28 protein-coding genes are annotated in these 26,459 nt (G+C 69.5%); 14 read left to right on the plus strand and 14 right to left on the minus strand.

Annotated features, from left to right (window positions below; translation table 11 throughout):
• Window positions 1–43: 43 nt before the first annotated feature.
• The gene (locus tag F3H57_RS22320; RefSeq protein WP_188129727.1) at window positions 44–697 is read right to left on the minus strand and encodes a DUF4177 domain-containing protein; all 654 of its coding nucleotides are present in this window, start codon (window positions 695–697) and stop codon (window positions 44–46) included.
• Between the two features lie 164 nt (window positions 698–861).
• On the opposite strand from F3H57_RS22320, the gene F3H57_RS17360 reads away from it, so the two are divergent.
• Window positions 862–1,209 (plus strand): hypothetical protein, encoded by a 348-nt coding sequence (locus tag F3H57_RS17360; protein WP_149757367.1) that lies wholly within the window; start codon window positions 862–864, stop codon window positions 1,207–1,209.
• On the opposite strand, the gene F3H57_RS17365 is transcribed toward F3H57_RS17360, so the two are convergent.
• The 3 genes from F3H57_RS17365 to F3H57_RS17375 form a co-directional block, all read right to left on the minus strand.
• Window positions 1,184–1,882, minus strand: coding sequence for a hypothetical protein (locus F3H57_RS17365; protein WP_149757369.1), 699 nt, complete (start codon window positions 1,880–1,882; stop codon window positions 1,184–1,186). The two genes, F3H57_RS17360 and F3H57_RS17365, sit on opposite strands and share 26 nt — an antisense overlap.
• A 195-nt stretch (window positions 1,883–2,077) precedes the next feature.
• Window positions 2,078–3,592, minus strand: coding sequence for an Asp-tRNA(Asn)/Glu-tRNA(Gln) amidotransferase subunit GatB (gatB, locus tag F3H57_RS17370; protein WP_149757371.1), 1,515 nt, complete (start codon window positions 3,590–3,592; stop codon window positions 2,078–2,080).
• Between the two features lie 74 nt (window positions 3,593–3,666).
• Window positions 3,667–4,908 carry a hypothetical protein gene (locus tag F3H57_RS17375; RefSeq protein WP_188129728.1) on the minus strand — a complete coding sequence of 414 codons (1,242 nt, stop codon included), beginning with the start codon at window positions 4,906–4,908 and terminating at the stop codon, window positions 3,667–3,669.
• 217 nt (window positions 4,909–5,125) lie between these two features.
• Here F3H57_RS17375 and F3H57_RS17380 point away from each other — a divergent pair, with 217 nt between their 5' ends.
• Window positions 5,126–5,947, plus strand: a complete 822-nt coding sequence (locus F3H57_RS17380) for a transglycosylase SLT domain-containing protein (RefSeq protein WP_223163120.1) — start codon at window positions 5,126–5,128, stop codon at window positions 5,945–5,947.
• A 52-nt stretch (window positions 5,948–5,999) separates the two neighbouring features.
• Here F3H57_RS17380 and F3H57_RS17385 read toward each other — a convergent pair whose 3' ends face one another.
• Together F3H57_RS17385 and pepN are read right to left on the minus strand one after the other, a co-directional pair.
• Window positions 6,000–6,866, minus strand: a complete 867-nt coding sequence (locus F3H57_RS17385; RefSeq protein WP_149757375.1) for a lysophospholipid acyltransferase family protein — start codon at window positions 6,864–6,866, stop codon at window positions 6,000–6,002.
• 173 nt (window positions 6,867–7,039) lie between these two features.
• Window positions 7,040–9,625: an aminopeptidase N gene (gene pepN, locus F3H57_RS17390; RefSeq protein WP_149757377.1), complete on the minus strand. Its 2,586-nt coding sequence runs from the start codon at window positions 9,623–9,625 to the stop codon at window positions 7,040–7,042.
• Window positions 9,626–9,784: 159 nt separating this feature from the next.
• Between pepN and F3H57_RS17395 the strand changes: the two genes are divergently transcribed.
• From F3H57_RS17395 to F3H57_RS17405, 3 genes are all read left to right on the plus strand, one after another.
• Complete coding sequence (locus tag F3H57_RS17395; protein WP_149757379.1) at window positions 9,785–10,129, plus strand: hypothetical protein; 345 nt, start codon at window positions 9,785–9,787, stop codon at window positions 10,127–10,129.
• Between the two features lie 13 nt (window positions 10,130–10,142).
• Entirely contained in the window at window positions 10,143–10,313 is a 171-nt protein-coding gene (locus F3H57_RS17400; protein ID WP_188129729.1) for a DUF2256 domain-containing protein, read from the plus strand.
• Window positions 10,314–10,431: 118 nt separating this feature from the next.
• Window positions 10,432–10,824, plus strand: coding sequence for a DUF805 domain-containing protein (locus F3H57_RS17405; protein ID WP_149757383.1), 393 nt, complete (start codon window positions 10,432–10,434; stop codon window positions 10,822–10,824).
• Between the two features lie 18 nt (window positions 10,825–10,842).
• Here F3H57_RS17405 and F3H57_RS17410 read toward each other — a convergent pair whose 3' ends face one another.
• The 4 genes from F3H57_RS17410 to F3H57_RS17425 all read right to left on the minus strand — a co-directional run bounded on the left by F3H57_RS17410 (window position 10,843) and on the right by F3H57_RS17425 (window position 15,627).
• Window positions 10,843–12,159, minus strand: a complete 1,317-nt coding sequence (locus tag F3H57_RS17410; protein WP_149757385.1) for a replication-associated recombination protein A — start codon at window positions 12,157–12,159, stop codon at window positions 10,843–10,845.
• Window positions 12,159–13,547: a trypsin-like peptidase domain-containing protein gene (locus F3H57_RS17415; protein ID WP_149757387.1), complete on the minus strand. Its 1,389-nt coding sequence runs from the start codon at window positions 13,545–13,547 to the stop codon at window positions 12,159–12,161. Before F3H57_RS17415 ends, F3H57_RS17410 begins: the two co-directional genes overlap by 1 nt.
• Before the next feature lie 195 nt (window positions 13,548–13,742).
• Complete coding sequence (locus F3H57_RS17420) at window positions 13,743–14,699, minus strand: L-malyl-CoA/beta-methylmalyl-CoA lyase (RefSeq protein ID WP_149757389.1); 957 nt, start codon at window positions 14,697–14,699, stop codon at window positions 13,743–13,745.
• A 64-nt stretch (window positions 14,700–14,763) separates the two neighbouring features.
• A complete protein-coding gene (locus F3H57_RS17425; RefSeq protein ID WP_149757391.1) occupies window positions 14,764–15,627 on the minus strand; it encodes a LytS/YhcK type 5TM receptor domain-containing protein in 864 nt (287 codons plus the stop codon).
• Window positions 15,628–15,862: 235 nt separating this feature from the next.
• Here F3H57_RS17425 and dgcN point away from each other — a divergent pair, with 235 nt between their 5' ends.
• The 3 genes from dgcN to F3H57_RS17440 all read left to right on the plus strand — a co-directional run bounded on the left by dgcN (window position 15,863) and on the right by F3H57_RS17440 (window position 18,825).
• The gene (gene dgcN / locus F3H57_RS17430) at window positions 15,863–16,864 is read left to right on the plus strand and encodes an N-acetyltransferase DgcN (protein WP_149757393.1); all 1,002 of its coding nucleotides are present in this window, start codon (window positions 15,863–15,865) and stop codon (window positions 16,862–16,864) included.
• Window positions 16,865–16,936: 72 nt separating this feature from the next.
• Window positions 16,937–17,902: an N-acetyl-D-Glu racemase DgcA gene (gene dgcA / locus F3H57_RS17435; protein ID WP_149757395.1), complete on the plus strand. Its 966-nt coding sequence runs from the start codon at window positions 16,937–16,939 to the stop codon at window positions 17,900–17,902.
• A 65-nt stretch (window positions 17,903–17,967) separates the two neighbouring features.
• Window positions 17,968–18,825 carry a D-amino-acid transaminase gene (locus tag F3H57_RS17440; RefSeq protein ID WP_149757397.1) on the plus strand — a complete coding sequence of 286 codons (858 nt, stop codon included), beginning with the start codon at window positions 17,968–17,970 and terminating at the stop codon, window positions 18,823–18,825.
• A 37-nt stretch (window positions 18,826–18,862) separates the two neighbouring features.
• Here the strand turns inward: F3H57_RS17440 and F3H57_RS17445 are convergent, their stop codons facing one another.
• Genes F3H57_RS17445 through F3H57_RS17455 form a run of 3 tightly spaced genes read right to left on the minus strand, consistent with a single transcriptional unit; the run spans window position 18,863 to window position 20,574 of the window.
• Entirely contained in the window at window positions 18,863–19,498 is a 636-nt protein-coding gene (locus F3H57_RS17445) for a DUF5671 domain-containing protein (protein ID WP_149757399.1), read from the minus strand.
• Window positions 19,499–19,500: 2 nt separating this feature from the next.
• Complete coding sequence (locus F3H57_RS17450; RefSeq protein WP_149757401.1) at window positions 19,501–19,815, minus strand: DUF1244 domain-containing protein; 315 nt, start codon at window positions 19,813–19,815, stop codon at window positions 19,501–19,503.
• Window positions 19,816–19,839: 24 nt separating this feature from the next.
• The gene (locus F3H57_RS17455; RefSeq protein WP_149757403.1) at window positions 19,840–20,574 is read right to left on the minus strand and encodes an N-formylglutamate amidohydrolase; all 735 of its coding nucleotides are present in this window, start codon (window positions 20,572–20,574) and stop codon (window positions 19,840–19,842) included.
• A 196-nt stretch (window positions 20,575–20,770) separates the two neighbouring features.
• Between F3H57_RS17455 and pyk the strand changes: the two genes are divergently transcribed.
• From pyk to rplT, 4 genes are all read left to right on the plus strand, one after another.
• Entirely contained in the window at window positions 20,771–22,216 is a 1,446-nt protein-coding gene (pyk, locus tag F3H57_RS17460; RefSeq protein ID WP_149757405.1) for a pyruvate kinase, read from the plus strand.
• A gap of 70 nt (window positions 22,217–22,286) precedes the next feature.
• Window positions 22,287–22,511 (plus strand): hypothetical protein, encoded by a 225-nt coding sequence (locus F3H57_RS17465; RefSeq protein ID WP_149757407.1) that lies wholly within the window; start codon window positions 22,287–22,289, stop codon window positions 22,509–22,511.
• A gap of 129 nt (window positions 22,512–22,640) precedes the next feature.
• Window positions 22,641–22,841 (plus strand): 50S ribosomal protein L35, encoded by a 201-nt coding sequence (gene rpmI, locus F3H57_RS17470; RefSeq protein ID WP_149757409.1) that lies wholly within the window; start codon window positions 22,641–22,643, stop codon window positions 22,839–22,841.
• Between the two features lie 22 nt (window positions 22,842–22,863).
• Window positions 22,864–23,229, plus strand: a complete 366-nt coding sequence (gene rplT / locus F3H57_RS17475) for a 50S ribosomal protein L20 (RefSeq protein ID WP_149757411.1) — start codon at window positions 22,864–22,866, stop codon at window positions 23,227–23,229.
• A 172-nt stretch (window positions 23,230–23,401) separates the two neighbouring features.
• On the opposite strand, the gene uxuA is transcribed toward rplT, so the two are convergent.
• Window positions 23,402–24,598 carry a mannonate dehydratase gene (gene uxuA, locus F3H57_RS17480; RefSeq protein WP_149757413.1) on the minus strand — a complete coding sequence of 399 codons (1,197 nt, stop codon included), beginning with the start codon at window positions 24,596–24,598 and terminating at the stop codon, window positions 23,402–23,404.
• Between the two features lie 110 nt (window positions 24,599–24,708).
• On the opposite strand from uxuA, the gene F3H57_RS17485 reads away from it, so the two are divergent.
• Both F3H57_RS17485 and F3H57_RS17490 read left to right on the plus strand, forming a co-directional pair.
• Window positions 24,709–25,434, plus strand: coding sequence for a GntR family transcriptional regulator (locus tag F3H57_RS17485; RefSeq protein WP_149757414.1), 726 nt, complete (start codon window positions 24,709–24,711; stop codon window positions 25,432–25,434).
• Between the two features lie 2 nt (window positions 25,435–25,436).
• Window positions 25,437–26,414 carry a C4-dicarboxylate TRAP transporter substrate-binding protein gene (locus F3H57_RS17490; protein ID WP_149757416.1) on the plus strand — a complete coding sequence of 326 codons (978 nt, stop codon included), beginning with the start codon at window positions 25,437–25,439 and terminating at the stop codon, window positions 26,412–26,414.
• Window positions 26,415–26,459: the final 45 nt, after the last annotated feature.

Genomic DNA, 26,459 nt, shown 5'->3' on the forward strand with positions numbered 1-26,459 from the left:
AGTATCGTATCACCCGAAGCGCGGGGTCAGAAAGGTGCGCGCGTCAGGTGTCGTCCGAACCCCCGGCGCGTGCGCGCTGAACCGCCGACAGATCGTCCGCGTCTTCGGTCGGCTCGCCATTGTCGCCTGAGGCCTCGGCGGCAGGCTTGTCCGGTGCCGGGCCAGGACGGAGAGTGGGGATCTCCTCCACCCGTCCGGCTTCTCCCTCCGCCTCCGGCGGTTCGGGCGCCGTTTCCGGCTCGGCGGCCGAGTCGCCTTCGGCTTGGGTCATGGCGGTGGCGGGTTCGGAGTCGCCCGAGGCCTGTGGAACCATCGGGGCCGCGACCGCGGGGGCCGCGGCGCCGACCTTCGGCGCGCCGCGTGTCGGACCCGGCGCGGCGGGGCCGGCCGCAGGACGGAGCGGCGCCGGCTCCTGCGTGCCCGGCGCTTCCAGGAGTCGTGGCTGCAGCGCCTCGGTTTCGCCTGCGCGGGCGCGGCGGAAGACCAGCATCGTGCGCCAGACCGTGACCGACGCCGTCAGGCCGGAGCGCTCCTCGGACGGGAGCGTCTCGGCCCGCTGGTAGTCCCACCCGGTCTCGGCCATGTCGTTCATCAGCCGTTCCACGGCGAGGGCGAAGCGGGCCTCGTTGCCCTTCACGCCTTTTGCCTTCTCGCCCCGCGTGGGCGCGGGCACGACCTTGTATTCATAGCCGGGCATCGGTTCCGTCTTTCTGCTCTGGGTCCTCGGATCCTATCATCCGGCGGCAGGAGCGCCAGTCCCCCGCAGGTCGCGCCGGCATGGCGCGCTTGCGCGGGGCCGCGCGGCGGGGCACCTTGTTGCACATAACGCTCAACCCGATTGCAAAAAAGGAATTTCCAGCCATGATCCGCACGATCGTCCTGGCCGCCTGTCTCGCCCTCTCTGCCGGCGTGGTGGCGGCGCAAAGCTGTTCCGAGATCCGGTTCGCGCGCGGCGCGGTCTCCGGCGACGTTTCGGGCCGCGTCGGGGAGGGCGCGCCGATGTGCTTCACCTTCGGGGCCGGTGCGGGGCAGACCGCGCGCGTCCAGCTTTTCGGCAGCGACAACACCTGTTTCAACGTCGCCGGGGTGATCGACTGTCAGGACGATTACAGCTTTCGCACGCGGGCGGGGGGCTACCGGATCGACGTGCATCAACTGTTCCGCAGCCCCGGCGCGGAGCAATTCACCCTGCGGCTGACGATCCGCTGAGGGGCGCGCCGGGCCGCGAGAGCGTGATCTCGGCCTTCTTCGGCAGGGCGACCACGTCGCGGGCGGCCTGAACGGTGGTACGGATGCCGCGCACGCGCTCGATCTGTTCATGCCAGAAGGTCGATCCGCCCGCCGCGGCGATGCCGGTCAGAACCTGGCCCCAATCGCCCGACTTCGCTTCGATCAGCGGCGCGAAGGCGTTGAGCTCCGCAGAGGTGCACAGGCCGACGCCGATCGCCGCCGCGCAGATCTTGATGAAGACGGCGCGGCGGCGTTCCTGCACATCGACGCTGGCGAGAATGCCGGGCAGGGCGTTGCTGACTTCCTTCTTGACGCCGGTGATGCCGAAGGACGCCGCCGCGCTGTCGGCCGCGGCGACGAGCGTTTCGATCTCGGCTGTCTTGTCACTGGCGATGGCGCGGGCCTGCGCCTCGGCCTGCCGGAGGCGGGCGAGCATGAGCGCGGCGTCCTCGTTCTCGGCCGGCAGTAGGTCCTGCACAGAAGCGAGGGCGGTCTTGAACGTCGAGGTCTTGGCGAAAAAGGGGCTGTTGAAGACGCCGCCGAAAAGGGCGGCGACGGCGCCGCGCAGGGTCTCCATGAGGATTTCGCTGGCGACGGCGACTAGAAAAATGATGGCAAGCGCGGCGGCAATGGCGCCGAGGTCGGTATCCATGAGACGGCTCCGGGAAAATTCGTGATCGAAAAGGCAATGCCTGCGACGATACCACATTTTCCCGGCACACGCGTGAATTGCGTGTGGGCCCGATACACTCACCCCGCAGCGCAGCGGTCACCGCGAGCGCGTCGTTGTCTGCGATCTTTAGGAAAAGCCTTCGCCACCCTCGGCGAAGACCTCCCTCGCCCCCGCTTAGAGCCCCAGCTTGGCCGACACGATCTCGTTCACCGCCTTGGGGTTGGCCTTGCCGCCGGTGGCCTTCATCACCTGGCCGACGAACCAGCCGGCGAGCTTGGGGTTGGCCTGCGCCTTCTCCACCTGGGCGGGGTTGGCGGCGATGACCTCGTCCACCGCCTTCTCGATCTCGCCGGTGTCGGTGACCTGTTTCAGGCCCTTGTCCTCGACGATCTGCGCGGGGTCGCCGCCCTCGGTGTAGACGGTCTCGAATACGTCCTTGGCGATCTTGCCGGAGATGTCGCCGGCCTTGATCAGCTTTACCAGCCCGGCAAGCTGCGCCGGCGCGACGGGGCTGTCGGTAATGTCGCGGTCGTCCTTCTTGAGGCGGCCGAACAGCTCATTGATGACCCAGTTCGCCGCCATCTTGCCGTCGCCGGCACCGGCCGCGACCTCTTCGAAATAGGCGGCGTTGGCGACCTCGGCGGTCAGCACGTTGGCGTCATACTCGCTCAGCCCGAACTCCTTGACGAAGCGCGCCTTCTTCTCGTCGGGCAGCTCCGGCAGGCTGGCTTCGATGCCGTCGATCCAGTCCTGCTCAAGTTCGAGCGGCAGAAGGTCGGGATCGGGGAAATAGCGGTAATCGTGCGCCTCCTCCTTGGAGCGCATCGACCGCGTCTCGCCCTTGTCGGGATCGTAAAGACGGGTTTCCTGCTCCACCGCGCCGCCGGCCTCGACGATGGCGATCTGGCGCCGCGCCTCGTAGTCGATGGCCTGCTGGATGAAGCGCATGGAGTTCATGTTCTTGATCTCGCAGCGCGTGCCGAGATGGCTGAAATCCTGCGTCTCCTGGTACTTCTCGTACTGACCGGGGCGGCAGACCGACACGTTCACGTCGGCGCGCAGGTTGCCGTTCTGCATGTTGCCGTCGCAGGTGCCGAGATAGCGCAGGATCTGCCGCAGCTTGGCGACATACGCCGCGGCCTCCTCGGGCCCCCGGATGTCGGGGCGCGAGACGATCTCCATCAGCGCGACGCCGGTGCGGTTGAGGTCCACGAAGGACATCGCCGGGTCCATGTCGTGGATCGACTTGCCGGCGTCCTGCTCGACATGGATACGCTCGATCCGCACGAGCCGGGCGATGCCCGGCTCCATGTCCACGAGGATCTCGCCCTCGCCGACGAGCGGATGGTAGAGCTGGGAAATCTGGTAGCCCTGCGGCAGGTCCGGATAGAAGTAGTTCTTGCGGTCGAAGGCCGAGCGCAGGTTGATATGCGCCTTCAGCCCCAGACCGGTGCGCACCGCCTGTTCGATGCAGAACTCGTTGATCACCGGCAACATGCCCGGCATCGCCGCGTCGACGAAGGACACGTTGGAATTGGGCTCCGCCCCGAATTGCGTCGAGGCGCCCGAGAAGAGCTTGGCGCGCGTGGCGATCTGGGCATGGACCTCCATGCCGATCACCAGTTCCCAATCGTGCTTGGCGCCGGCGATGACCTTCGGTGTCGGCGCCTCGTAGGCAAGATCCAGCATCTGCGCTCTCCTCGCGTGTGGGTTTGGCCGGTTTAGGTCAGCGGCGCGCGGGCGGCAAGGGGAGGCGGGCGCGCTCAGGCGCTGTGCCAGCCGTTCGCGCCGACCTGTACGACGCGCCCGGCCGCGAGGTCCGCGGCAAAAAGCTGGCCGAGGCTGGACAGCGCGCGGGCCTGGCCGCGTTCGGCGATGTCGCCGGACAGGCAGGCGCGGCCCGCTATCGGGCCGGACCGGGCATGGGCCGCCGCCCAGGTGGAGGCATGCACCGCGCGCAGGTGGTCGTGGACGATCCAGCCGAAGGCGCGGGCGATCTTGCGCTCGGTCTTGGGGGCAGAGGGGCCGGCGCTCAGCGTGAAACCGGTGAAGGCGGCCAGCAGGTTCGCCATCTCCTGGTCGGGCCGCTTGCCGAGGATGTCGTGCAGTCCCTCACCAAAGAGCGCCGGGTCTACCGAGGCGAAGGCGGCGGGATCGAGCGCCATCGCATCAAGGTAGACCCAGACATACCCCCCGGCGCCCCAGATGTCGGCGGTGTCCGCCGCGGTGCGGCGCGCGCCTTCCTCCAGCAGGGCGTAGTCGCCGAACCATCGCGGCAGCAGGTTCCGGCCGAGCGCCCGCATGTGTCCGGGCGTGGCGGGGTCGAGCTCGATCAGGTCGGCGAAATCGTCGGCGACGCGGGCGGCGGGGCGGTCGGCGGCGACCAGCAGTGCGCACCGGGCAGCGGCGAGCGAGGGCGCCTCGGCTTCGCAGGCGTCGAACCGGTCGAGCAGGCGGCCGGCGGCGCGGAAATGCGCGTGAAAGGCGGCGCGAGCCTCCGGCGGCAGGTCGGCGCGGCGCGTCGATCCGTGCCAGGCGAGGCCGATGTCGATATGCGCGTGGGCCACGACGAGCGCCACGCCGTGGTCGCAGCAAAGCGCCGCGAACTCCTCTTCCAGCTGTGCGACCGCGCGCTGGGCGGCCGCCGCGTCCCCCCGGCGGGCGGCGGCGCTGCCCGCCTCCACCGCGTCGGACCGGGCGCCTGCGGCGAGGATCTCGGCCAGAGGCCGGCCCCCGGGACTCTGCGCGCGGGCGGAATCGTAGCCGCGTACCAGCTCTCCGAGCGCGGCCCAATCCTGTTGCCGGGCAAGGTGGCGGCCCTGCGCGAAGACCTGACCCGAGACGCGATCCTCGTCGCTCTTCGTCACCACCGGCACCTCGATCCTGCCGGATATGGTGCGCGGCGCCGGTTGCGCCTCGGGCGCCTCCTGCCTGCCGCCGAACAGGGGCTGCAATCGGGGGGGCAGGGCGGCCCGGCGGAGGAAGGCGCGAGACATCGTCAGCATGATCAGGGATATCGCGGGCGTTCTGGGCACAATCATGGCGGCGGCCCATCACCTCCGGGACTTCTTTCTGGCCTTTCCAGAACCCTGCGAATAGGCGCCGCACCGCCATTCCGGCGTCAGTAGGCCGGCAGTATTTCGCGCATGTCAGGTCCGACAGGTTGCCATGTGGCGTCTGAATCACGGATGACCGAGCCAGATCGGACTTGGGACAATGTCGATGTTGAAGTGCAAGATGCCGGGCGCGGCGTTGCGGGTCCGCGCCAGCGCGGCCGCTCTGACTCTCTCGATCATCGCGGTCGGAGCATCGGCTGGCGCGCAGACCCTGACGGAATTCACGCCGAAGCTACCGGAGGTCGCCGTCGACACCTCGCCTCAGGCGGTCGAGGTGTCGCTGCGCCCGCAGATGCGCGACGACCGCCTGCCGAAGGCACGCTGGGGCGACAGCGTGCGCGGTGTGCAATGGACTCGCGCGGTGGTGACCGCGCTGCGCGGACACGCCGAACCGCTGGTCGACACGGTCCCGCGCGACATCGACGACTGGTGCCCGGCCTATCGGCAGAACAACGACCGCCTGCGCGAGGCGTTCTGGGTCGGTCTCGTCTCGTCGCTCGCCAAGCACGAAAGCACGTGGCGCCCGACGGTCGTCGGCGGCGGCGGGCGTTGGCACGGCCTCCTGCAGATCCTGCCGTCGACCGCGCGGCTATACGGGTGCCGGGCGCAGAGCGGATCGGCGCTGTTGTCGGGGCCGCCGAACCTGTCCTGCGGGCTCAGGATCATGGCCAAGACAGTGCGCCGTGACGGGGTCGTGTCGGCCGGAATGCGTGGCGTCGCCGCCGATTGGGGGCCGTTCCATTCACGCACCAAGCGGGCGGACATGATGGCCTACACGCGCAACCAGGCGTTCTGCAAGGTCGTGCCGGGGACTCGTCCGGAGCTGCGGCCCGACCGCTGGGAGGCGCCGGTCATGGCCCGCGCGCCGCATCACCCGGCTCCGGACGGGCCGGTGCTGAGCACGCAAGGACGCTATTACGCCCGCTGAAGCGGGCGCGTTGGTCCACCGGATTGCTCTGGAAAGCCGCTGCGCGCCGCCCTCACATCGCCTTCAGCCAGGACGGCCGGCGCGAATTGTCGATCAGCGACACCGCCGGCGCCCGGCGCCCGCCGAGCGCGAGCGTCGCGCGGCGGAGAAGCTCTATCCCCTCTTCGGAGGTCTTGGGCAGGGCGGAGGCCGAGATCGGTTCGCCCACCGTCACCCGGTAGGGCTGGCGCGCCTTGTTCAGCGTCTCGTGGAACAGCGTGATGTCGCGCAGCGTCGGGTGGATGAAGTCGAAGAGGTAGAACAGCGCCGAGTTGCGCGCGCGGATGTTCACCGGGATCACCGGAAGCTCGAACTTGCGCGCGATCATCGCGGCCGAGGCCATCCAGGGCCGTTCGTGCAGGCTGAGCCCGCGGCGCTTGGCCAGCCGCCCCGCGGGGAAGATCACGCCGAGCCGCCCCTCGTCGACCGCGCGGCGGGTGTACGCCATGGTCTCGCGCGTCTTGCCGTGGCTGCGCTTCTCGGGGCGCCACTCGACAGGGGCGATCATGTCTTCCATCTGCGGCACGACGCGCAGGATGTCGTGATTGGCGAAGTAGTAAGCATCGGGACGCAGCGGCGACAGCAGGTGGTGCAGGATGATCCCGTCGGCGATCCCGGTGGGATGGTTGGCCACCACCAGCGCCGGTCCGTTGCGCGGAATCCGGTCGAGGCCCTTGATTTCCACGTCGCGGGCCAGGAGCGATCCCATGGTCGACATGATCTCGGAGGAGGGCGCATCACGGAACGTCTCCGCCAGTTCGAGCGTCCGCTCGTAGCCCAGCATCGCATTGAGCACGCGCCGCGCCTTCACCGTGAAGAGGCGGTTGGAAAAAAGCCACGGCGCGCGTTCGGCGATGAGCGGGTCGATGCGATCTTTCATGTCCGGCACTCAAGTCACGGTTTCGTAAAAGTCCCATGACGCGCTGCCCCCGCGATCGCGGGAACGGCAGGTCGTGGCCTTGCCTCGGCACCTCTTGACGTGGCGCACTGAGGGATACGTGTCAACGCCCGGGTGTCGTCCCGGTTCCCCCCGATCACCATTTGGGGGCCCGCTCATCCCAGCATCCGGCCGACCATCTCGGCCATGTCGCCCGACAGATCACGCTGCGCCGCCAGATCCTGCAGGGCCGCGCGGATATGGCGCTGGCGGGCATCGTCATAGCGCCGCCAGGTCTGGAAGGGCGTCGCCATGCGCGCCGCCGTCTGGGGGTTCTTGGCGTCGAGCCGCGCCAGCCACCCGGCGAGGAAGCGGTAGCCCGCCCCGTCGGCGCGGTGAAACCCGGCATGGTTGGCGGTGAACCCGCCCATCAGCGCGCGGAAGCGGTTTGGGTTGGTCCAGTCGAAGGACGAATGCGCGGTCAGCGCCTCGGCCCGGTCCACCGCCTTGTCCGGGGGGCAGAGCATCAGTTGGATGCCGAACCACTTGTCCATCACCAGCCGGTCGCCGCGCCAGCGCGCCTCGAAGGCGGCCAGCGCGTCCTCCGCCGCGTCCGCCCGCACGAGGCATCCGAGCGCCGACAGCGACAGGGTCATGTTGTCCGCGTCCGCGAACTGCGCGCGCGCCGCCGCGCCGCCGTCGAGATGCGTCTGCAGCCGCAGCACCGCCCCGCCGAGCGCGCGGCGCCCCGACTGCTCGGCATCGGGGGCATAGGGGGCGTCGACGCTGGCCTGATGGGCCAGGTCGGGAAGGACGTCCTGCCAGCGCTCGGCCATCGTCTGCGACAGACCTTCCTGCGCGGCGTGGATGGCGTCGGGGTCGGGCGTCGTGCCGGCCTCGTGGAGCGCCTGCGCGATCTCCGATTGCGAGGGCAGGCCGATCATCAGCGCCCGGAAGGCGGGGTCGAGCGACGGGTCCGTGACCAGCCGCTTCAGCCCGTCGAGATAGGCGGTATCCGGCGCGGCCCCGTTTGTCACGGTCGCCATCAGCGACGCGCGGGCGAGGCTGCGCCCGGCCTCCCAGCGGCAGAACGGGTCGGTGTCGTGGGCCAGAAGGAACGCGCGCTCCTCCGGCCCGCCGTCGCGGTCGAGCACCACGGGCGCCGAGAAGCCGCGCAGGATCGACGGCACCGGCTGCGATGCGAGCCCCTCGAAGGTGAAGCTCTGCTCGGCCTCGGTCATCTCCAGAAGCGTCGTCGGCACCACCTCGTCGCCGTTGGGCGACAGAAGGCCCACGGCGATGGGCAGCACCTGCGGCGCCTTGTCGTCCTGCCCAGGCGTCGCCGGCGTGTGCTGGCGGAAGGTCATCGTGTAGGTGCCATCCGCGAAGCTTTCCTCAAGCGTCAGGCGCGGGGTGCCGGACTGGCTGTACCAGCGCTTGAACTGCGACAGGTCGCGGCCGGTCGCATCCTCGAAGACGCGCAGCCAGTCCTCGATCGTGCAGGCCTCTCCGTCATGCCGCTCGAAGTAGAGGTCGAGCGCCTTGGCATAGGCCTCGTCCCCAACCAGCCGCTTGAGCATGCCGATCACCTCGGCGCCTTTCTCGTAGACGGTGGCGGTGTAGAAGTTGTTGATCTCCTGGAAGCTTTCGGGCCGCACGGGGTGCGCCAGCGGGCCCTGGTCCTCCGGGAACTGGCGCCCGCGCAGGTCGATCACGTCCGAGATCCGCTTGACCGGGGCAGAGCGCATGTCGGCGGTGAACTGGCTGTCGCGGAAGACCGTCAGCCCCTCCTTCAGGCACAGCTGGAACCAGTCGCGGCAGGTGATCCGGTTGCCGGTCCAGTTGTGGAAATACTCGTGCGCGATGATCGCCTCGATGCGCTCGAAATTGGCGTCGGTCGAGGTTTCGGGCGAGGCGAGCACGGCCGAGGAGTTGAAGATGTTCAGCCCCTTGTTCTCCATCGCGCCCATGTTGAAATCGTCCACCGCGACGATGTTGAACACGTCGAGATCGTATTCGCGGCCATAGACCTCTTCGTCCCAGCGCATGGATTTCACCAGCGCCTCTAGGCCCCATTCGGTCTTGTTCAGATCGCCGGGCCGGACCCAGAGGTTGAGGACCACGTCGCGCCCCGAGCGGGTGGTGAAGCGGTCCGAGCGCGCCTCGAGCTCCCCGGCGACGAGCGCGAAGAGGTAGGCGGGTTTCGGCCAGGGATCGTGCCATTCGGCGAACCCCTCGCCCCGCGCGCCGGGATTGCCGTTGGACAGAAGCACCGGCAGGTCCGATTCGATGCGCACGTCGAACGGCGCCATCACGTCGGGGCGGTCAGGATAATAGGTGATCTTGCGAAAGCCCTCGGCCTCGCACTGGGTGCAGAACATCGCGCCCTCGGGCAACGCGTCGCCGACATCGGCGGCAAGCGGCGACATGTAGAGCCCTTCGAGCGCGGTATTCCGCGCTGGTGCGATCTCCACCTCCGCCTCCCAGGTGAAGGGCGCGTCCGGCACCTCGCAGGTCAGCCCCTTGTCGGTCACGTCCGGCGTGACCTCGGCGCCGTCGATCCGCGCCCAGAGCAGCGCCACGTCCTCCCCGTGCAGGAAAAACGTGCGGTCGGATGCGTCCGGGTTGGGGGCAAAGCGGATGCGGCTGACGACCCGCGTGGCCAGCGGCGAGAGCCGGAATGTCAGCTCCACGCGCTCCACGACAAAGCCGAACGGCGTGTAATCCTTGAGGTAGACGGTCTGCGGGCTCGCATCCTTCACGGGCGTCGGCTCCTTCGCTCCGATGGTTCGGCGGCCCCGCGCCGGTCCGGTTGCCGTGGGGGCGCTCTGGCCTACCGTGTTATGCAACCTGCCGCCGGGTCGCAACGTATTGCAACGTGCCCCATGCGGCACGACGCAAGCGAAGGAAGGCCAGTTTCAATGTCTGCACCCGATACCAACACCGAGAAGGAAGAAAAGCGTCACCGTCCGGCCCTGCTCGGCATCCGGGCGTCCCTGATCTATGCGGCGATCCTGCTCCTGGGTCTCATCGTCTGGGTCTTCGCCAGCGGCGAGGAAGATACCGGAGAGCCCGGTGGCGACGACACCGTCCAGACGGTCGAGGAAGGTATGGAGACCGAAGAGGCGCTCGAGGGTTACGAGGAAGAGGGCTACGAGCCCGGCGGCAACGACACCGGTACCGTCGAAGGCTCGACCGAGAGCAACGACCTCGATGCAAGCGGCGCCGCAGAGGACGAGGCGTCAGAGCAGCAATCCTCCGAGTGAGGCAATGGCGCGAATGCGCCGAAAGGGCGCGCTGCCGACCAAGACCTGCCCGGTCTGCAGCCGCCCCTTCACCTGGCGCCGCAAATGGGCGCGGGTCTGGGACGACGTGATCTGCTGCTCCGAACGGTGCCGGCGGACGAAACGGCCGGCTGATCCTGCTGCCACGCGGTGGCCGCGGACCTGAGCGCGCGCGCCGGCACGGTTGCGGCGAGCACGGCGAACGTGCATCTTTGATTGGCAAACCACGATCGCGGGCATTTTCGCCCAGGGCCGGACCGGCCCGTCTGCCATTGGAGAAACAGATGGATTTCAAGGTTGCCGTTCAGACATGCTTTTCCAAATACGTGACCTTCACCGGCCGGGCACGACGCTCCGAGTTCTGGTGGTTCGTGCTCTTCATCGTCGTCGGCAACGTCATCGCCAGCCTGCTCGACTCGTTGCTGTTCGGATGGATGACTTCCGGTCATACGGTCTCCATCCTCGGCGCGCTCTTCGGGCTCGCGGTCTTTCTGCCCTCGATCGCCGCGGGCGTGCGTCGGCTGCACGATCTGGACAGGACGGGATGGTGGTATCTGCTGGTGCTGATCCCGGTGATCGGCACGCTGATCCTGATCTTCTTCTTCGTCCAGAAGGGCACGGACGGCGCGAACCGGTACGGTCCCGACCCGGTCTCCGGCTCCGGCGTTCCGGCCTGATCCCGCGGACGACTGGCGTCAGCCGATCCGCTCCTTCCGCAAGCGCGCGAAATAATCAGCCCGCTTCTTCAACTCCCGCTCGAACCCACGCTCCACCGGGACATAGTACTCCGCCCGGTCCATGTCCTCGGGGAAGTAGTCCTGCCCCGAGAATCCGTCCTCGGCGTCGTGGTCGTAAGCATAGCCCGCGCCGTAGCCCTGATCCTTCATCAGCCCCGTCGGCGCGTTCAGGATGTGCTTGGGGGGCATCAGCGATCCGGTGGATTTCGCGGCCCGTCGCGCCGCCTTGTAGCCGACGTAGGCCGCGTTCGATTTCGGTGCGAGCGCGAGGTAGACCAGCGCCTGCGCCAGCGCCAGTTCCCCCTCGGGCGATCCGAGCCGTTCGTAGGTCTGCCATCCCTCCAGGCAGATCCGCTGCGCCTCGGGGTCGGCAAGGCCGATATCCTCCACCGCCATGCGCGTGATCCGGCGGGCGAGGTAGCGCGGATCCTCCCCCGCCTCCAGCATCCGCGCGAACCAGTAGAGCGCGGCGTCGGGGTCCGACCCGCGCACCGACTTGTGCAGCGCCGAGATCAGGTTGTAATGCCCGTCGCCCGACTTGTCGTATTGCGCGGCGCGCCGCATCAGCCGGGTGCGCAACGCCTCGGTGTCGAGATCGCCCTCGGCCCGCCAGGCCGCCACCTGCTCCACGAGGTTGAGAAGCGCGCGCCCGTCGCCGTCCGCCATCTCCAGGAGCGCGCGCCGCGCATCCGGGGCAAGGGGCAGGGGGCGACCGATCTCGGTCTCCGCCCGCTGGGCAAGCTGCTCCAGTTCCTCGGCCGACAGGCGCTCCAGAACCAGCACCTGCGCGCGGCTCAGAAGCGCGGCGTTGAGCTCGAAGGAGGGGTTCTCCGTGGTCGCCCCGACAAGCAGGATCGTCCCGTCCTCCATGTGCGGCAGGAAGCTGTCCTGCTGCGCCTTGTTGAAGCGGTGGATCTCGTCGACGAACAGCAGCGTGCCCTGGCCGGCGCGACGGCGCTGCTTGGCGGCCTCGAACACCTTCAAGAGCTCGGCGACCACCGAGAAGATCGCGCTGATCTGCACGAAATGGAGGTCGGTCTCGTCGGCCAGCAGCCGCGCGATGGTCGTCTTGCCGACCCCCGGAGGCCCCCAGAACACCAGGCTCGACAGCGCGCCCGAGGCCAGCATCACGCCCAGGGGGCCGTCCGGCCCGATCACCTTGGCCTGGCCGATCACCTCGGCCAGCCGCGTCGGCCGAAGCCGGTCGGCCAGCGGTCGCGGCGCGGTCGAGGCGGGCGGCGGATCGCCCGGGGTCGGATCGAACAGGTCCGCCATCAGAGGCGGAACCGCAAGATGCGCGTGCGCCCGCCGCGCTCCAGCTCTATCGCGATGCGGGGCGCGGCGCTACGCAGCGCGCGTCCAAGTTCGCCCGGCCGCTCGATCGGCGCGCCGTTCACGCCGCGGATCAGGTCGCCCGCGCGCAGGCCCGCCCGCGCACCCCAGCGGCCGGGGTCGAGCACCACGACCCCCGCGCTCGTGAGCGGCAGGTCCATCTCCTCGATCAGCGCTGGGTTCACGCGGGCCGCGCGCAGGCCCGGCAGCACCTCGCGCTCCCCGAGGCTCACGGTCTCGCGCGGCGGCCGCTCCGGTGCGGCGATCAGCGGCACGGTGATCTCGCGCGTCTCGCCGCGCCGCGCGACGGTCACGGTGCTCTCGGCGCCGATCCCCCGCACCGAAAGGCGGTAGATCATCTCCGCCGGCGTGTTCACCGGCAGCCCGTCCACCTCCACGATCAGCGCCCCGGGCTCCAACCCCGCCGCGGCGAAGGGGCTTTCGGGATGCACCGCCGAGATCAGGACCCCCTGCGGCACCCCCTGGCCGAGGCTTTCCGACAGGTCCGCATCGACGGGCTGCCCTGTCAGACCGGCCCAGGGCCGCGCGAAACTGTCCCGGCCCGCCTCCGCCTGCGCCACGAATTGCGCGACGAGGTCGGCCGGAATGGCGAAGCCGATCCCGTTCGACCCGCCCGAGCGCGACAGGATGGAAGTGTTCACCCCGATCAGCCGTCCGGTTACGTCGATCAGTGCGCCGCCCGAATTGCCCGGATTGATCGGCGCGTCGGTCTGGATGTAGTAGCCGCGCCCGTTGCCCGTCGCCGTGCCGGACCGCGCCAGCCCCGACACGATCCCCGACGACACGGTCTGCCCCACGCCGAACGGGTTGCCGATGGCCAGCACCAGCTCGCCCACCTCGACCCCGTCGCTGCCGCGCAAGTCCAGATGCGGCATGTCCGACGCACCCTCCAGCTTCAGGATCGCAAGATCCGACTCCGCGTCCCCGAGGAGCACGCGCGCAGCGTATTCGCGCCGGTCGTTCAGCACGACGCGGATATCCTCGGCCTCGCCGACGACATGGTAGTTCGACACCACGATCCCGTCCGCCGACAGGATCACGCCGGAGCCGAGCGAGTTCTGAACCCGCGGCCGCCCCGGCGCGAAATTGCGGAAGAAGTCGCCGAAGACCGGATCGTCCGCGAAGGGCGAGCGCCGCTCCACCACGCGCCGCGCGTAGATATTCACGACCGCCGGCGCCGCCTCGCGCACGAGAGGTGCGAAACTCAGCGAAATCTCGGCCCGGCTCTGCGGCATGCGCTCCTCTGCCGCAACGGGGGCCGCCAGCGGCCCGGCGGCGATCAGAAGCGCAGCGATGGCAACACGCAACATGGACGCAATCCTCCGGTCCCCGATATGTCGCCCGCCGCGCCCCTTGGCAAGAACTGCTCCCGGCTTTCATCTGCCCGCAAATATCCCGGGGAGCGCGAGGGGCTGGCCCCTCGCCGCCGGACGAAAGCCGCCCCGCGCCCCGCCGAAGCCCCGCGCACCCCCGTAGGGTGGGTAATCTGCCAACCCCGCCTCGGGTTAGAGCCCGATCATCTCCGCCTGCCGCACGATCACCTCGGCCTGCTTGATCGAGGCGATGTCGACCAGCCGGCCCTTGTAGACCGTCGCGCCCTGGCCGCTCCGGGTGGCCTCTTCCATCGCCGCGAGGATCTCGCGCGCCTCGCTCACGGCCGCCTCGGTCGGGGTGAAGACCTCGTTGGCCAGCGCCACCTGCTTGGGATGGATCGCCCACTTGCCGACCATGCCCAGCGTCGCCGAGCGCAGCGCCTGGGCCCGGAACCCCTCGTCGTCGGAGAAATCGCCGAACGGCCCGTCCACCGGCAGAACGCCGTGGGTGCGGCAGGCCGCGACGATCGCCGCGTGCGCCCAGTGCCACGGGTCGGACCAGTATTTCTGGCCCTCGCGGTGCATGTAGTAGTTCTCCTGCGTGCCGCCGATCCCGGTCGTGGCCATGCCCATGGAGGCGGCGAAATCCGCCGCGCCGAGGCTCATCGCCTGCAGCCGCGGGGTCGCCGCCGCGATCTCCTCCACGTGGCTGATGCCGGCCGCGCTCTCGATGATGATCTCGAAGCCGAGCGGGCGCGCCCGGCCCGTCGCACGCTCCGCCGCGGTGACCAGCGCATCGACGGCATAGAGGTCGGCGGCGTTGCCCACCTTCGGGATCATGATGAGGTCGAGCCTCTCGGGCGCCTGTTCGACGATGTCGATCACGTCGCGGTACCACCACGGCGTGTCGAGCCCGTTGATCCGCACCGAAAGCGTCTTCTGGCCCCAGTCGATGTCGCCGATGGCCGTGATCACGTTGGCGCGCGCGGTGGCCTTGTCGTCGGGCGCCACCGAATCCTCGAGGTCGAGGTTGATGACGTCCGCCTCGGACGTGGCCATCTTCTCGAAGATCTGCGGGCGCGAGCCAGGGCCGAACAACTGGCAGCGGTTCAGGCGGGCGACCGGGGCGGGCTGGAGACGGAACGACATGAGACCTCGCGCAATAAAGTTTCGCCGTGACTGCGCGTGGGGATATGAGTTTGCGCGAAGCGTTTCAAGCCGGTTTGTCGGCAGTGCTGTCCCGGCGCGTCATCATGCTGTCTGTCCGGTCGAAGAGCGAGCGTGCGACCACGCCGTAGACCTCGCCATCCGCGCCCGGATCCGGCAGGGCTTCGGCGCCGAGCGCCTCGGGCGGGCCGTTCTGGGTGCCAGCGGACACCCAGACCGGTGCGAGGTCGCAGACGGTCTCGGCCGCGGCGTCGGACCGGGGCCGGGCGAAGCCGGTGCCCGCGTCCGGGATCCGGCCGGATGCGCTTGCCAAGGTCTCGGCCGGCGCTTCGCTGTCCCAGCGCGCCTGCTCCAGCAGCCAGCCGACCGTGACGGCACCGGCGATGTTCAGCACCGCCAGCACCGGCACCACCCCCGCCATGAGCGCCGGGCGCAGCCCGTCCGCCGCGGCGAAGACCGGCAAGAGGTGCAGACAGATCAGCAGGCCGAGGCATTCGAGCGCGGGCAGCCCGCGCCGGTCGCGCTCGTCGGTCAGCCGGCGCCAGAGCAGCCCGGCGCCCGCAGCCAGGACCAGCGCGGCGAAGCCCGCCTCGGCCCCGCCACCGCCGGTCCAGCTGCGCGCGGCGGCGGCGATCGCCAGCGACGGCAGCGCCCCACGCCAGCCCAGGAACGCCGCGGCCAGCGCCACTGGCAGCGCCCGCATGTCGATCAGCGCGCCGATCGGCAGCATCACCGGCGTCATCAACTGCAGCGCTGCGACGACGCCGAAGGCCACGCCACCCAGCCAGCGCGCCACGGACCGCCCGAACAGCCGCATGGCCGGCGCGTAGGCGAGCGCCGCGAGCGCCAGCATTGCGAACGCATCGGCAAGGTCGAGCGCGTGGTGCAGGAAAGTCGTGACGATGCCCATGCCCCAGCCCCTGTGAGGTCCCCGTGTTCCATTCCCGGTCACTTTGTCGTCGCAGGTGAGAAGAGGGTGTTAACGCGGGCCCCGCCCGGTCCCGTTCGATTTGCACGATTCTTCGGCAATTAGGCGAGAATGCCGAAAGATCCGCCGGTGCGCACTGGAAACCGACCGGATTCGCGACACACTCCCGCCGGAGGCGCGCGAGGTTCGCGCGAACCGTAATGCCGAGAGGCCCGTGATGATCGAGACACCGTATCTGCTGTTTCTGGGCGACGCGCCCGACCCGCTGGCCGCCAAGGTGGCGCAGGGGATCAAGGACTGGCGACCCGAGAACTGCGTCGGCCAGTTCCGCATGGAGGGCTGCCGCGCCGACATGAAGCTGCCCGACATGACGCTGGAGGAAGCGAAGGCCGCCGGCGCGAAGACGCTGGTGATCGGGGTGGCCAATCGCGGTGGCAAGATCTCCGCCGCCTGGAAAGAGGTGCTGATGGCGGCTCTCGACCAGGGCTTCGACCTCGCCTCGGGCCTGCACAACCTTCTGCGCAACGAGAAGGACCTGCGTGACAAGGCGGCCGAGACCGGCCGTACGCTGCACGACGTGCGTATCCCAGAGGTCGAGTACCCGATCGCCAACGGCGAGAAGCGGCGCGGCAAGCGCGTGCTGGCCGTGGGCACCGATTGCTCGATCGGCAAGATGTACACCGCGCTCGCGCTCGACCGCGACATGAAGGCGGCGGGGATGAAATCGTCGTTCCGGGCGACCGGCCAGACCGGCATCCTGATCACCGGCGAGGGCGTGCCGCTCGACGCCGTGGTCGCCGATTTCATGGCCGGCTCGGTGGAATGGCTGACGCCCGACAACGACGACGACCACTGGGACGTGATCGAAGGGCAGGGGAGCCTTTTCCACGTGTCCTATTCGGGCGTCACGCTGGCGCTGATCCACGGCGGCCAGCCCGATGCGCTGATCCTCTGCCACGAGCCGACGCGCACCCATATGCGCGGGCTGCCCGGCTACGCGCTGCCGTCGCTGGAGGCGCTGCGCGACATGGCGCTGGAGCTGGCGCGGGTGCCGAACCCGAACTGCCAGGTGGTCGGCGTGTCGGTGAACACCGCGGCGCTGGGCGACAGCGAGGCGGAGGCGTATCTGCGCCAGGTCGAGGACCGGATGGGCCTGCCGGCGGTCGATCCCTACCGGCACGGCACGGCGCCGATCGTGGAGGCGCTGCGCGCCATGTGACCGGCGGGGCCGGGCGGCGCGCGACGGCCTTTTTTTGAGTATTTGGAACGAGAAGAAGCGAGGGGCGGTTTCATGCGGATCGAGGTGACGCGCGATGTCTTCCGGCTGGCCGAGGCCTTCACCATCGCGCGCGGCTCGCGCACGGAGGCGCGGGTGCTGACGGTGCGGGTGACGGAAGGCGGCGTGACCGGGTGGGGCGAATGCGTGCCCTACGCGCGCTACGACGAGACGCTGGAGAGCGTGGAGGCCCAGATCGCCGCTCTGCCGGAGGATCTGGAGCGCGGCGCGCTGCAGGACCTGCTGCCGGCGGGCGCCGCGCGCAACGCCGTCGATTGCGCGCTGTGGGATCTGGAGGCCAAGCGCGCGGGCCGCCGGGTCTGGGAACTGGCCGGGCTGTCGGCGCCGGGGCCGGAGATCACCGCCTACACGCTGTCGCTGCAGGCGCCCGACGCGATGCGCGCGGCGGCGACGAAACACGCGCACCGGCCGCTTCTGAAGGTCAAGCTGGGCACCCCCGACGACATGCCGCGGCTGGAGGCGGTGCGCGCGGGCGCGCCGGACGCGCGGATCATCGTCGATGCCAACGAAGGCTGGAGCGCGGAGGTCTATGCCGACCTCGCCCCGCATCTGAAGCGCCTCGGCGTCGAGCTGGTGGAGCAGCCGCTGCCCGCTGGTGAGGATGAGGCGCTGCGCGGGCTCGACCGCCCGGTGCCGATCTGCGCCGACGAAAGCTGCCACGACCGCGCCTCGCTGCCGGCGCTGACGGGGCTTTACGACATCGTCAACGTCAAGCTCGACAAGACCGGCGGGCTGACCGAGGCGCTGGCGCTGCGGGCCGAGGCGGAGCGGCAGGGCTATGCCGTCTTCGTCGGCTGCATGGTCGGCTCGTCGCTGGCGATGGCACCCGCGGTGCTTCTGGCGCAGGGCGCGGCGGTGACCGACCTCGACGGGCCGCTCCTTCTGGCCGAGGACCGCGATCCGCCGCTGGTCTACGACGCCGCCGGCGTGCATCCGCCGGAGGCCGCGCTCTGGGGCTGAGCGGGCACGCTTGACCGCGCCTGCGGAATGCACGACCTCTGCCGCAAGCTTCAAGGAGATCGCCGATGCGGACCGTCTACGTGAATGGAGAGTACCTGCCCGAGACCGAGGCCAAGGTGTCGATCTTCGACCGCGCCTTCCTGATGGCCGACGGCGTCTACGAGGTGACGAGCGTTCTCGGCGGCAAGCTGATCGACTTCGACGGCCACGCCAACCGGCTCGACCGGTCGCTGGGCGAGCTGGAGATGAAGGCGCCGCTGACCAAGGACGAGCTTCTGGAGATCCACCGCGAGCTGGTGCGCGAGAACGAGATCGAGGACGGGCTGGTGTACCTGCAGATCACCCGCGGCGCGCCCGGCGACCGCGATTTCGCCTATCCCGATCCGGACACGCCGCCGACGGTGGTGCTGTTCACCCAGTCCAAGCCGGGTCTCGCGGACAGCGCGCAGTCGAAGGAGGGGATCAAGGTCATCTCCATCGAGGATCAGCGGTGGGGTCGGCGCGACATCAAGACCGTGCAGCTGCTGTTCCCTTCGATGGGCAAGATGATGGCCAAGAAGGCCGGCGCCGACGACGCCTGGATGGTGGAGGACGGCGCGGTCACGGAAGGCACCTCGAATAACGCCTACATCATCAAGGGCGACACCATCATCACGCGGCACCTGTCGAACGACATCCTGCACGGGATCACCCGCGCGGCGGTGCTGCGCTTCGCCCGCGAGGCGCAGATGAAGGTGGAGGAGCGGCCGTTCACGATCGAAGAGGCTCAGGCGGCCGACGAGGCGTTCGTGACCTCGGCCTCGGCCTTCGTGATGCCGGTTGTGGAGATCGACGGCGCGGCCATCGGGGACGGCACGCCGGGGGCGCGGACCGCGCGGCTGCGCGAGATCTACCTCGACGAGAGCCGCAAGACGGCGGTCTGAGCCGCGCAGGGCGGGGCGGTGACCGCCCCGCCGCCGGTCAACTGGCGGCCCCCGGATCGCGGGTGAAGCCGCGGAAGTAGACGAAGACCGCCGCCGCGACCACGGCGACCAGCGCCGATTTCACCAGGAAGGCCGGATCCGCGCCGCCGCCGAGCGAGGCCGCGAGCACGGAGACGAGGTCGATCACGACGGTCAGCGCCGCCACGAACATCGCGATATGGGCCAGCCAATCGCGCACGGCGGAGCGGCGCACCAGCCCGTCGGCGCGCGCGGCGCGGGCGACCCGGGCGTTCAGCACAAGGAAGATCGGGAAGAACACGATGACGCTGGCGATCTCCCGGTGGAGGGCGCGGCGGACATAGTCCGGCCGGTCCTCGGGCGGCGGATCGAGCCAGAGGTCGATGACCTCGAAGCCGAGCGACAGCCCCTGGATCACGCTGACGGCAAGCGCGACGAACATCAGCCCGTAAACGAAAGCCTCGCGCGCTGAAACGGCCGGCCGCGGGCGCGGCACCGGGATCGGGAACGGCCCTTCGGCCCAGTCCGCGAGCGCCTTGTTGGCTTCGCCGCGCGACCAGCCGGCCGCGGTCAGCGCGCCGGCGACCTCGGTATGACTGTGGCCGGCGCGCAGCGCCTCAGCGACGAAGGCTGTGAGTCGCTGGGAGGCGCGCATTGTCAGCTCTTGTCGCCGACGTTCTCCGCGAAGCTCTTCTCGAAGGCCTTCTGCTGGCCGTCGTTCGCGTCGGTCTGGTATTTCGCCTTCCACTCGGACATCGGCATACCGTAGAAGATCTCGCGCGCCTCTTCCTTGCCCATGTCGATGCCGCGCGCGTTCGCGGCCTCCTGGTACCAGCGCGACAGGCAATTCCGGCAGAACCCGGCGAGGTTCATCATGTCGATGTTCTGCACGTCCGTGCGCTCTTCCATCAGGTGCTGGCGCAGGCGGCGGAAGGCGGCGGCCTCGAGCTCGATGCGGGTCTGGTCGTCCATGGTGTGTCCTCTCGCTTGTCCGTCTCAGAGATCGGCCTTTTCCAGCGCCTCTTCAAGGAGCGGGGCGAGCCGTTGGCCCCACACCGCCTGCGCCGCTTCGGTCGCGATGAGGTCGCTGCGCAGCTCGATCAGCGTGTTGTGCCGGCCGTGGCGCAAGCCGTGACGGTCCATCGTGTCGCCGGGCAGGTGGCCCGGATAGGGCGCGTTGCGGCCGACGCAGAGATCCGCCTCCGTCTGCAGCAGCCTCAGCAGCGGGTCCGACAGGCGCGAGTCGCGGCCGTGCAGGATGCCGACATGCCAGGGGCGCGGCGGACGGCCGCGGAGTTGCGGTGTGAAGGAATGGATCGAGACGAGCGCGGTGTCGCTGTGCCGTGCCGCCAGCGCCGCGACCGCGTCGTCGTAGGGGCGCCAGTAGACCGCCTGCCGGCGGGCCTTTTCCTCCGGGCCGGCATGGCGGTTCGAGGGGATCACCGAGCCGTCGTAGATCCGCATGAGCTGGGTCGGATCATCCTCTCCGCGATTGGGGTCGATCACGAGGCGCGAGAAGTTCGACAGCACCACCGGAGCCCCCAGCGCCGCACAGAGCGCCAGCGCCGTGCCGGCCGCGCCGGGATCCCAGGCGATGTGACGCGCCATGTCCGCATCGCTCAGTCCCAGTGTCCCGAGGTCCGGCGGCACGGTATTCGTGGCATGGTCGCACAGCACCAGTACCCGGCCGGGCCGGTCCGCGCCAACGATCCGGTAGGGTGCGTATGTCATTGGGGTGTCACTCTCCTGCCCGATCAGGTGTTGCACGCTCAAGCGGGCCCGCGCACCCATAGGGCAATTGCGGCGCGGACGGAAATCCGTCATAAGCCCGGCGCGTCGTTAGCGATAGCGGCCCCGGTCTGGCCCGCGCGACACCACACGCCCGGCGCGCGGCCGGGCCAACACGGACCTGAGGGAGGCCCCGCCTATGAGACGGATGCGCAATGTGAAGATCGTGGCCACGCTCGGCCCCGCATCGTCGACCTACGAGACGATCCGGGCGCTGCACGAGGCCGGGGCCGATGTTTTCCGGCTCAACATGAGCCACGGCACGCAAGAGGACATCGCCGCGCGCCACAAGATCATCCGGCAGGTGGAGCGCGATCTCGATTCGACCATCGCCATCCTCGCGGACCTTCAGGGGCCGAAGCTGCGTGTCGGCACCTTCGCGGACGGCCCGCAGGAGTTGCAGGAGGGCGCGGCCTTCCGGCTCGACCTCGAGGACAAGCCGGGGGACCTCAGCCGCGTGCAATTGCCGCATCCGGAGATCTTCGCGGCGCTCGAGCCGGGGGCGACGCTCCTGGTGAACGACGGCAAGGTGCGGCTGAAGGTCGAGGATTGCGGCCCGGAACACGCCAATTGCGTCGTCAGCGTCGGCGGCACGATCTCGGACCGCAAGGGCGTGAACGTGCCGGACGTGATCCTGCCGCTCGCCGCGCTCAGCGACAAGGACCGCGAGGACCTGGAATTCGCCTGCGACCTCGGGGTCGACTGGCTCGCGCTCAGCTTCGTTCAGCGGGCCGAGGACGTGACCGAGGGGCGTGACCTCGTGCGCGGCCGCGCGGCGGTGATGTCGAAGATCGAGAAACCCGCGGCGATCAAGGAATTCGACGCCATTCTCGAGGCGTCCGACGGGATCATGGTCGCCCGTGGCGATCTCGGGGTCGAGCTGCCGGTGCAGAACGTCCCGCCGCTGCAGAAGCGCATGACGCGCGCCTGCCGCGCCGCCGCCAAGCCGGTGATCGTCGCCACCCAGATGCTCGAATCGATGATCGAAAGCCCGATCCCCACCCGCGCCGAGGTCTCGGACGTCGCCACCGCGATCTACGAAGGCTCCGACGCGATCATGCTGTCGGCGGAATCGGCTGCCGGGCAGTACCCGGTCGAGGCGGTGACGACGATGGACAACGTCGCCCGCGAGGTCGAGAACGATCCCAACTACCGCCAGATCATCAACGCCCAGCGGGGGGCGGAGCGGCAGTCCGTGGCGGACGCCATCGTCGCCGCGGCGCGCGAGATCACCGAGACGACGGACGTGAAGGCGATCTGCTGCTATACCCAGTCGGGCACGACGGCGCTGCTGGTGGCACGCGAACGCCCGCCGGTGCCGATCCTCGCGCTCAGCTCCGAACAGGCGACGGCGCGGCGGCTGGCGATGAGCTGGGGGACGAACTGCGTGATGACCGGCCCGCTCGACCGGTTCAAGAGCGCCGTGGTCAACGCCGCGCGCGCGGCGCGCAACCTCGGCTACGCCGACGAGAACGACCAGATCGTCGTGACCGCGGGCGTGCCGTTCAACACCGCCGGCACGACCAACATTCTGCGTGTCGCGCCCTGCAACGAGCGTTTGATCTACAATACCGATCCGGAGTAACCTCGGATGATCGGGTAGGGGTGTTCCCGGCGGCCGTTACCGGGCCGCCGCATGAAAAGCGGTGTCGTTCATGAGCCCGGACCTCAGTCTCACCCTCGGCCTGATCCTGGCCGTCTTCGCCATCCCCTCGATCGTGTCCGCGTTTTCGGACGCACGCAGCCCCCGCGTCTCCGCGCTGGTCCTTGTCGTCTCGGGCGCGCTCGTCGCGCACGCGATGCGCGTGAAGGAGGGCGGCTACACCCTGCGCGAGGTCCCCGACACGATGATCCGCGTGATCGCCACCTTCATCGCCTGAACCGGCCCGGCGCGCCCTTGCAATCGCGCCGCGCCTCGTCTACGGGGACGGCTCGCAGCACAACAGCGCGCGGCCGGCCGGATCGGTATGCCGAGTCGCGTGACATCTCTGATCGTCAGGAGACATCAAATGCCGAAGATGAAGACGAAGTCGAGCGCCAAGAAACGCTTCAAGGTGTCGGCGGGGGGCAAGGTCATCGCCGCCCAGGCCGGCAAGCGCCACGGCATGATCAAGCGCACCAACAAGTTCATCCGCGACGCGCGCGGCACGACCACGCTGTCGAAGCCGGACGCGAAGATCGTCAAGGGCTTCATGCCCTACGACCGCTGAACTGACCCAAGGAGTATAGATCATGTCCCGTGTCAAAGGCGGAACCGTCACCCACGCGCGCCACAAGAAGATCACCAAGGCGGCCAAGGGCTATTACGGCCGGCGCAAGAACACCTTCAAGGTGGCGGCGCAGGCGGTCGACAAGGCGAACCAGTACGCCACGCGCGACCGCAAGAACCGCAAGCGGAATTTCCGCGCGCTCTGGATCCAGCGGATCAACGCGGCCGTGCGCGCACATGACGAGGCGCTGACCTATTCGCGCTTCGTCAACGGCCTGTCGCTGGCCGGTATCGAGGTCGACCGCAAGGTGCTGGCCGATCTCGCCGTGCACGAGCCCGAGGCGTTCGGCGCCATCGTCGAGAAGGCGAAAGGCGCGCTGGCGGCCTGATCGGGCCCAGCGAACCGGTTTGAAAGGGCGCGTCGCTTGGGCGGCGCGCCTTTTTTCTGTTTCCGGGGTGGGCAGATTGCCACCCTGCCAGGTCGTGCTGAACTTGCGGGGGGGCGGTTTGGCCCACGCCGTCTTGGCGCGCATGAGGCCGGCGCGCGGTATCCCCGGTGCCTCAGGCGTAGGCGAAGTCCAGCCCGGCGATCGCCCCGCGCAGCTCCGCCAGCCCCACGTGGCGGCCGACCAGCGGATAACCCGGCTGGCCCTGCCGCCGCCGGTCGTCGACCATGTGCAGGCCGTGATCGGGGCGGAACGGGATCGAATGGTCGGCCCGGCCCGCGGCGCGGCGCGACCCTTCCTCCGCGCGGATTGCGGCGAGCAGCGCGACCATGTCCACGTCGCCGTCGAGATGCCCGCTTTCGTAGAACGAGCAGGGGCGCGCATCGCTGTCGCGGCGGACATTGCGCAGGTGCAGGAAATGCACCCTGTCGCCGAGCCGGGCCATCATCCCCGGCAGGTCGTTGTCGGCCCGCGCGCCAAGCGAGCCCGAGCAGAGCGTCACCCCGTTCGCCGGCACGTCGACCGCCTCCAGGACCGAGGCGTAGTCGGCCTCCGTCGACATGATGCGCGGCAGGCCCAGAAGCGGGAAGGGCGGGTCGTCGGGGTGACAGCACAGGCGCAGGCCGAGTCGTTCAGCTTCCGGCGCGACCATCTCCAGGAAGTCGATCAGGTTGCGGCGCAGCCGCTCCTCGCCGAGGTCGCGGTAGAGATCGAGATGCGCGCGAACGTCCGTAAGCGACATTTCCTCCGCCGCGCCGGGCAGGCCGAAGACCACGTTGCGGGTCAGTGCAACGCGGTCCGCATCCGTCATTGCGGCGGCGCGGCGGGCGGCGGCCTCCGTTACGTCCTCGGCGTATTCGGCGCCCGGTCGCTCCAGCACGTGCAGGTCGAAGGCGGCGAAATCGACGAGGTCGAAGCGCATGCAGGTCGCCCCGCCCGGCACCGCCCAGTCGAGATCGGTGCGCGTCCAGTCGAGCACCGGCATGAAGTTGTAGCACACCACCTCGATCCCGGCGGCGGCGATGTGATGCAGGCTCTGCACCCAGGCGGCGACGTGCTCGCGCCACGCCCCGCTCTGGCGCTTGATGTCCTCGGAGACCGGAAGGCTTTCGACCACACTCCAGGTAAGATCCGTCGGCGTGCCGGCCGGGCCGGCGACCTCGCGCTGGCGGCGGGCGATCTCCTCGGGGCTCCAGACCGCGCCGGGGGCGATGTGGTGCAGCGCGGTGACGATGCCGCGCGCCCCGGTCTGGCGCACGTCGTCGATCGTCACCGGGTCCTTCGGCCCGAACCAGCGCCAGCTTTCCTGCATCGCGTCCTCCGTCGATTTTCGCGTCCGCCATCAGATCATGCTCTTCCATCGAAGACGACCTGTTGACTGGTATGGTAGTATGGGGCAGGTTTGCCCGAGGGAGAACGCCGATGCAAGCCTCGTCACATCACGCCGCGCCGCGCCTCGACGCGAGCCGCCCGATCGGATCGCAGCTGTTCGCGATGCTGCGCGGCCGGATCGTGCGGGGCGAGATCGCGCCGGGCATGCGCCTGTCCGAGGCCGGCATCGCGGCCGAGTTCCAGATCAGCCGCCAGCCGGTGCGCGAGGCGTTCATCAAGCTGTCCGAGGAGGGCCTTCTGGAGGTTCGCCCGCAGCGCGGCACGGTGGTGCCGAAGATCTCCGTCGCGATGGTCGAGGATGCCCGCTTCGTGCGCGAGGCGGTCGAGGCGGACGTGGTGCGGCTTGCCGCCGAACGGTTCGACGGCGCGCAGAAATCGCGGCTCGAATCGCTGCTCGACGAACAGCACCGCACCGAGGACGTGCGCGCCTTCATCGACCTCGACGACCGCTTTCACCGGATGCTGGCGGATGGCGTCGGTCGGGCCCATGCCTGGCACGTCATCGAGGCGCTGAAGGCGCAGCTAGACCGGGTTCGCTATCTCAGCGTCGCGCAGTTTCCCCGCGCCGCGATCCTGTCGCAGCACGCCGAGGTGACGGACGCGATCCGCCGCGCCGACCCCGCCGCCGCGGAGGCGGCGATGCGCCGGCACCTGCAACTCATCAACGCCGATCTGCCGGCCGTGGCCCGTGCCCACGCCGACTACTTCGAGGATGCGCCGGACGGCGCGTCGTTCCAGACACCAAAGGGAGGATAACCATGCTCGATTTCACCAGAACCACCACGCTCGCCACTGCACTCGCCGCGCTTCTTGCCGGCGGCGCCGCGGCGCAGGAGCATACGCTCAACATCAACACCGCGCTGGCCGAGAGCGATCCGCTCTATGCCGGGCTCGAGGCGATGCGCGACAACGTGGCCGAGGCGTCGGACGGGCGGCTGGCCATCGTGCTCTACCCCAATTCCCAGCTCGGCCCGGACGAGGACGTGCTCGAACAGGCGCGCGCCGGCGCGCCGGTCGCGGTGGTCGTGGACGGCGGTCGGCTGGCGGCCTACCAGGACGAATTCGGCGTCCTCGGCGCGCCGTTCCTCGCCTCGGGCTACGACGGCATCCGCAAGGTCGTGACCTCGGACATGTTCGAGGGCTGGGTCGACGAGATGGCCGAGGGGGCCGGCCTTCAGGTCCTCAGCTTCAACTGGTGGCAGGGCGAGCGGCACCTTCTGACCAACGTGCCGGTGGAGGAGCCCGCCGACCTCGACGGCATCCGCATGCGCACGCCGGGCGCCCCGGTCTGGACCGGCACGATCTCGGCCATGGGCGCGACGCCGACCCCGCTGCCCTGGGGCGAGGTCTACTCGGCCCTCAGCTCCAACGTCATCGACGGGGCAGAGGCGCAGATGCCCGCCATCGTCGGTGCCAACCTGCAGGAGGTGATCAGCCACGTCACCAAGACCGGGCACATCAACCTGATCACCGGGCTCGTGACCTCGGCCGGCTGGTTCGACAGCCTGCCGGAGGATCTGCAGACCATCCTGCGCGACGAGGCGCTGGAGGCGGGTGACATCGCTTCCTACGGCACGCGCGACAGCCTCGCCGAGATCGAGGAGCAGCTGACGGAGGCCGGCGTGACGGTGTCCGAAGTCGACACCGCGCCTTTCCGCGAGGCGACGGCGGGGGTCTACGACGATCTCGGCTACGGCGATCTGCGCGACGAGCTGCGGGCGATGGCCGAAGAGTGATGCACGGCGCCTTGCCCGCCGGCGCGGTGCGCGCGCCGGCGGGTC

Source organism: Roseivivax sediminis, assembly GCF_900112685.1.
Lineage (GTDB): Bacteria > Pseudomonadota > Alphaproteobacteria > Rhodobacterales > Rhodobacteraceae > Roseivivax > Roseivivax sediminis.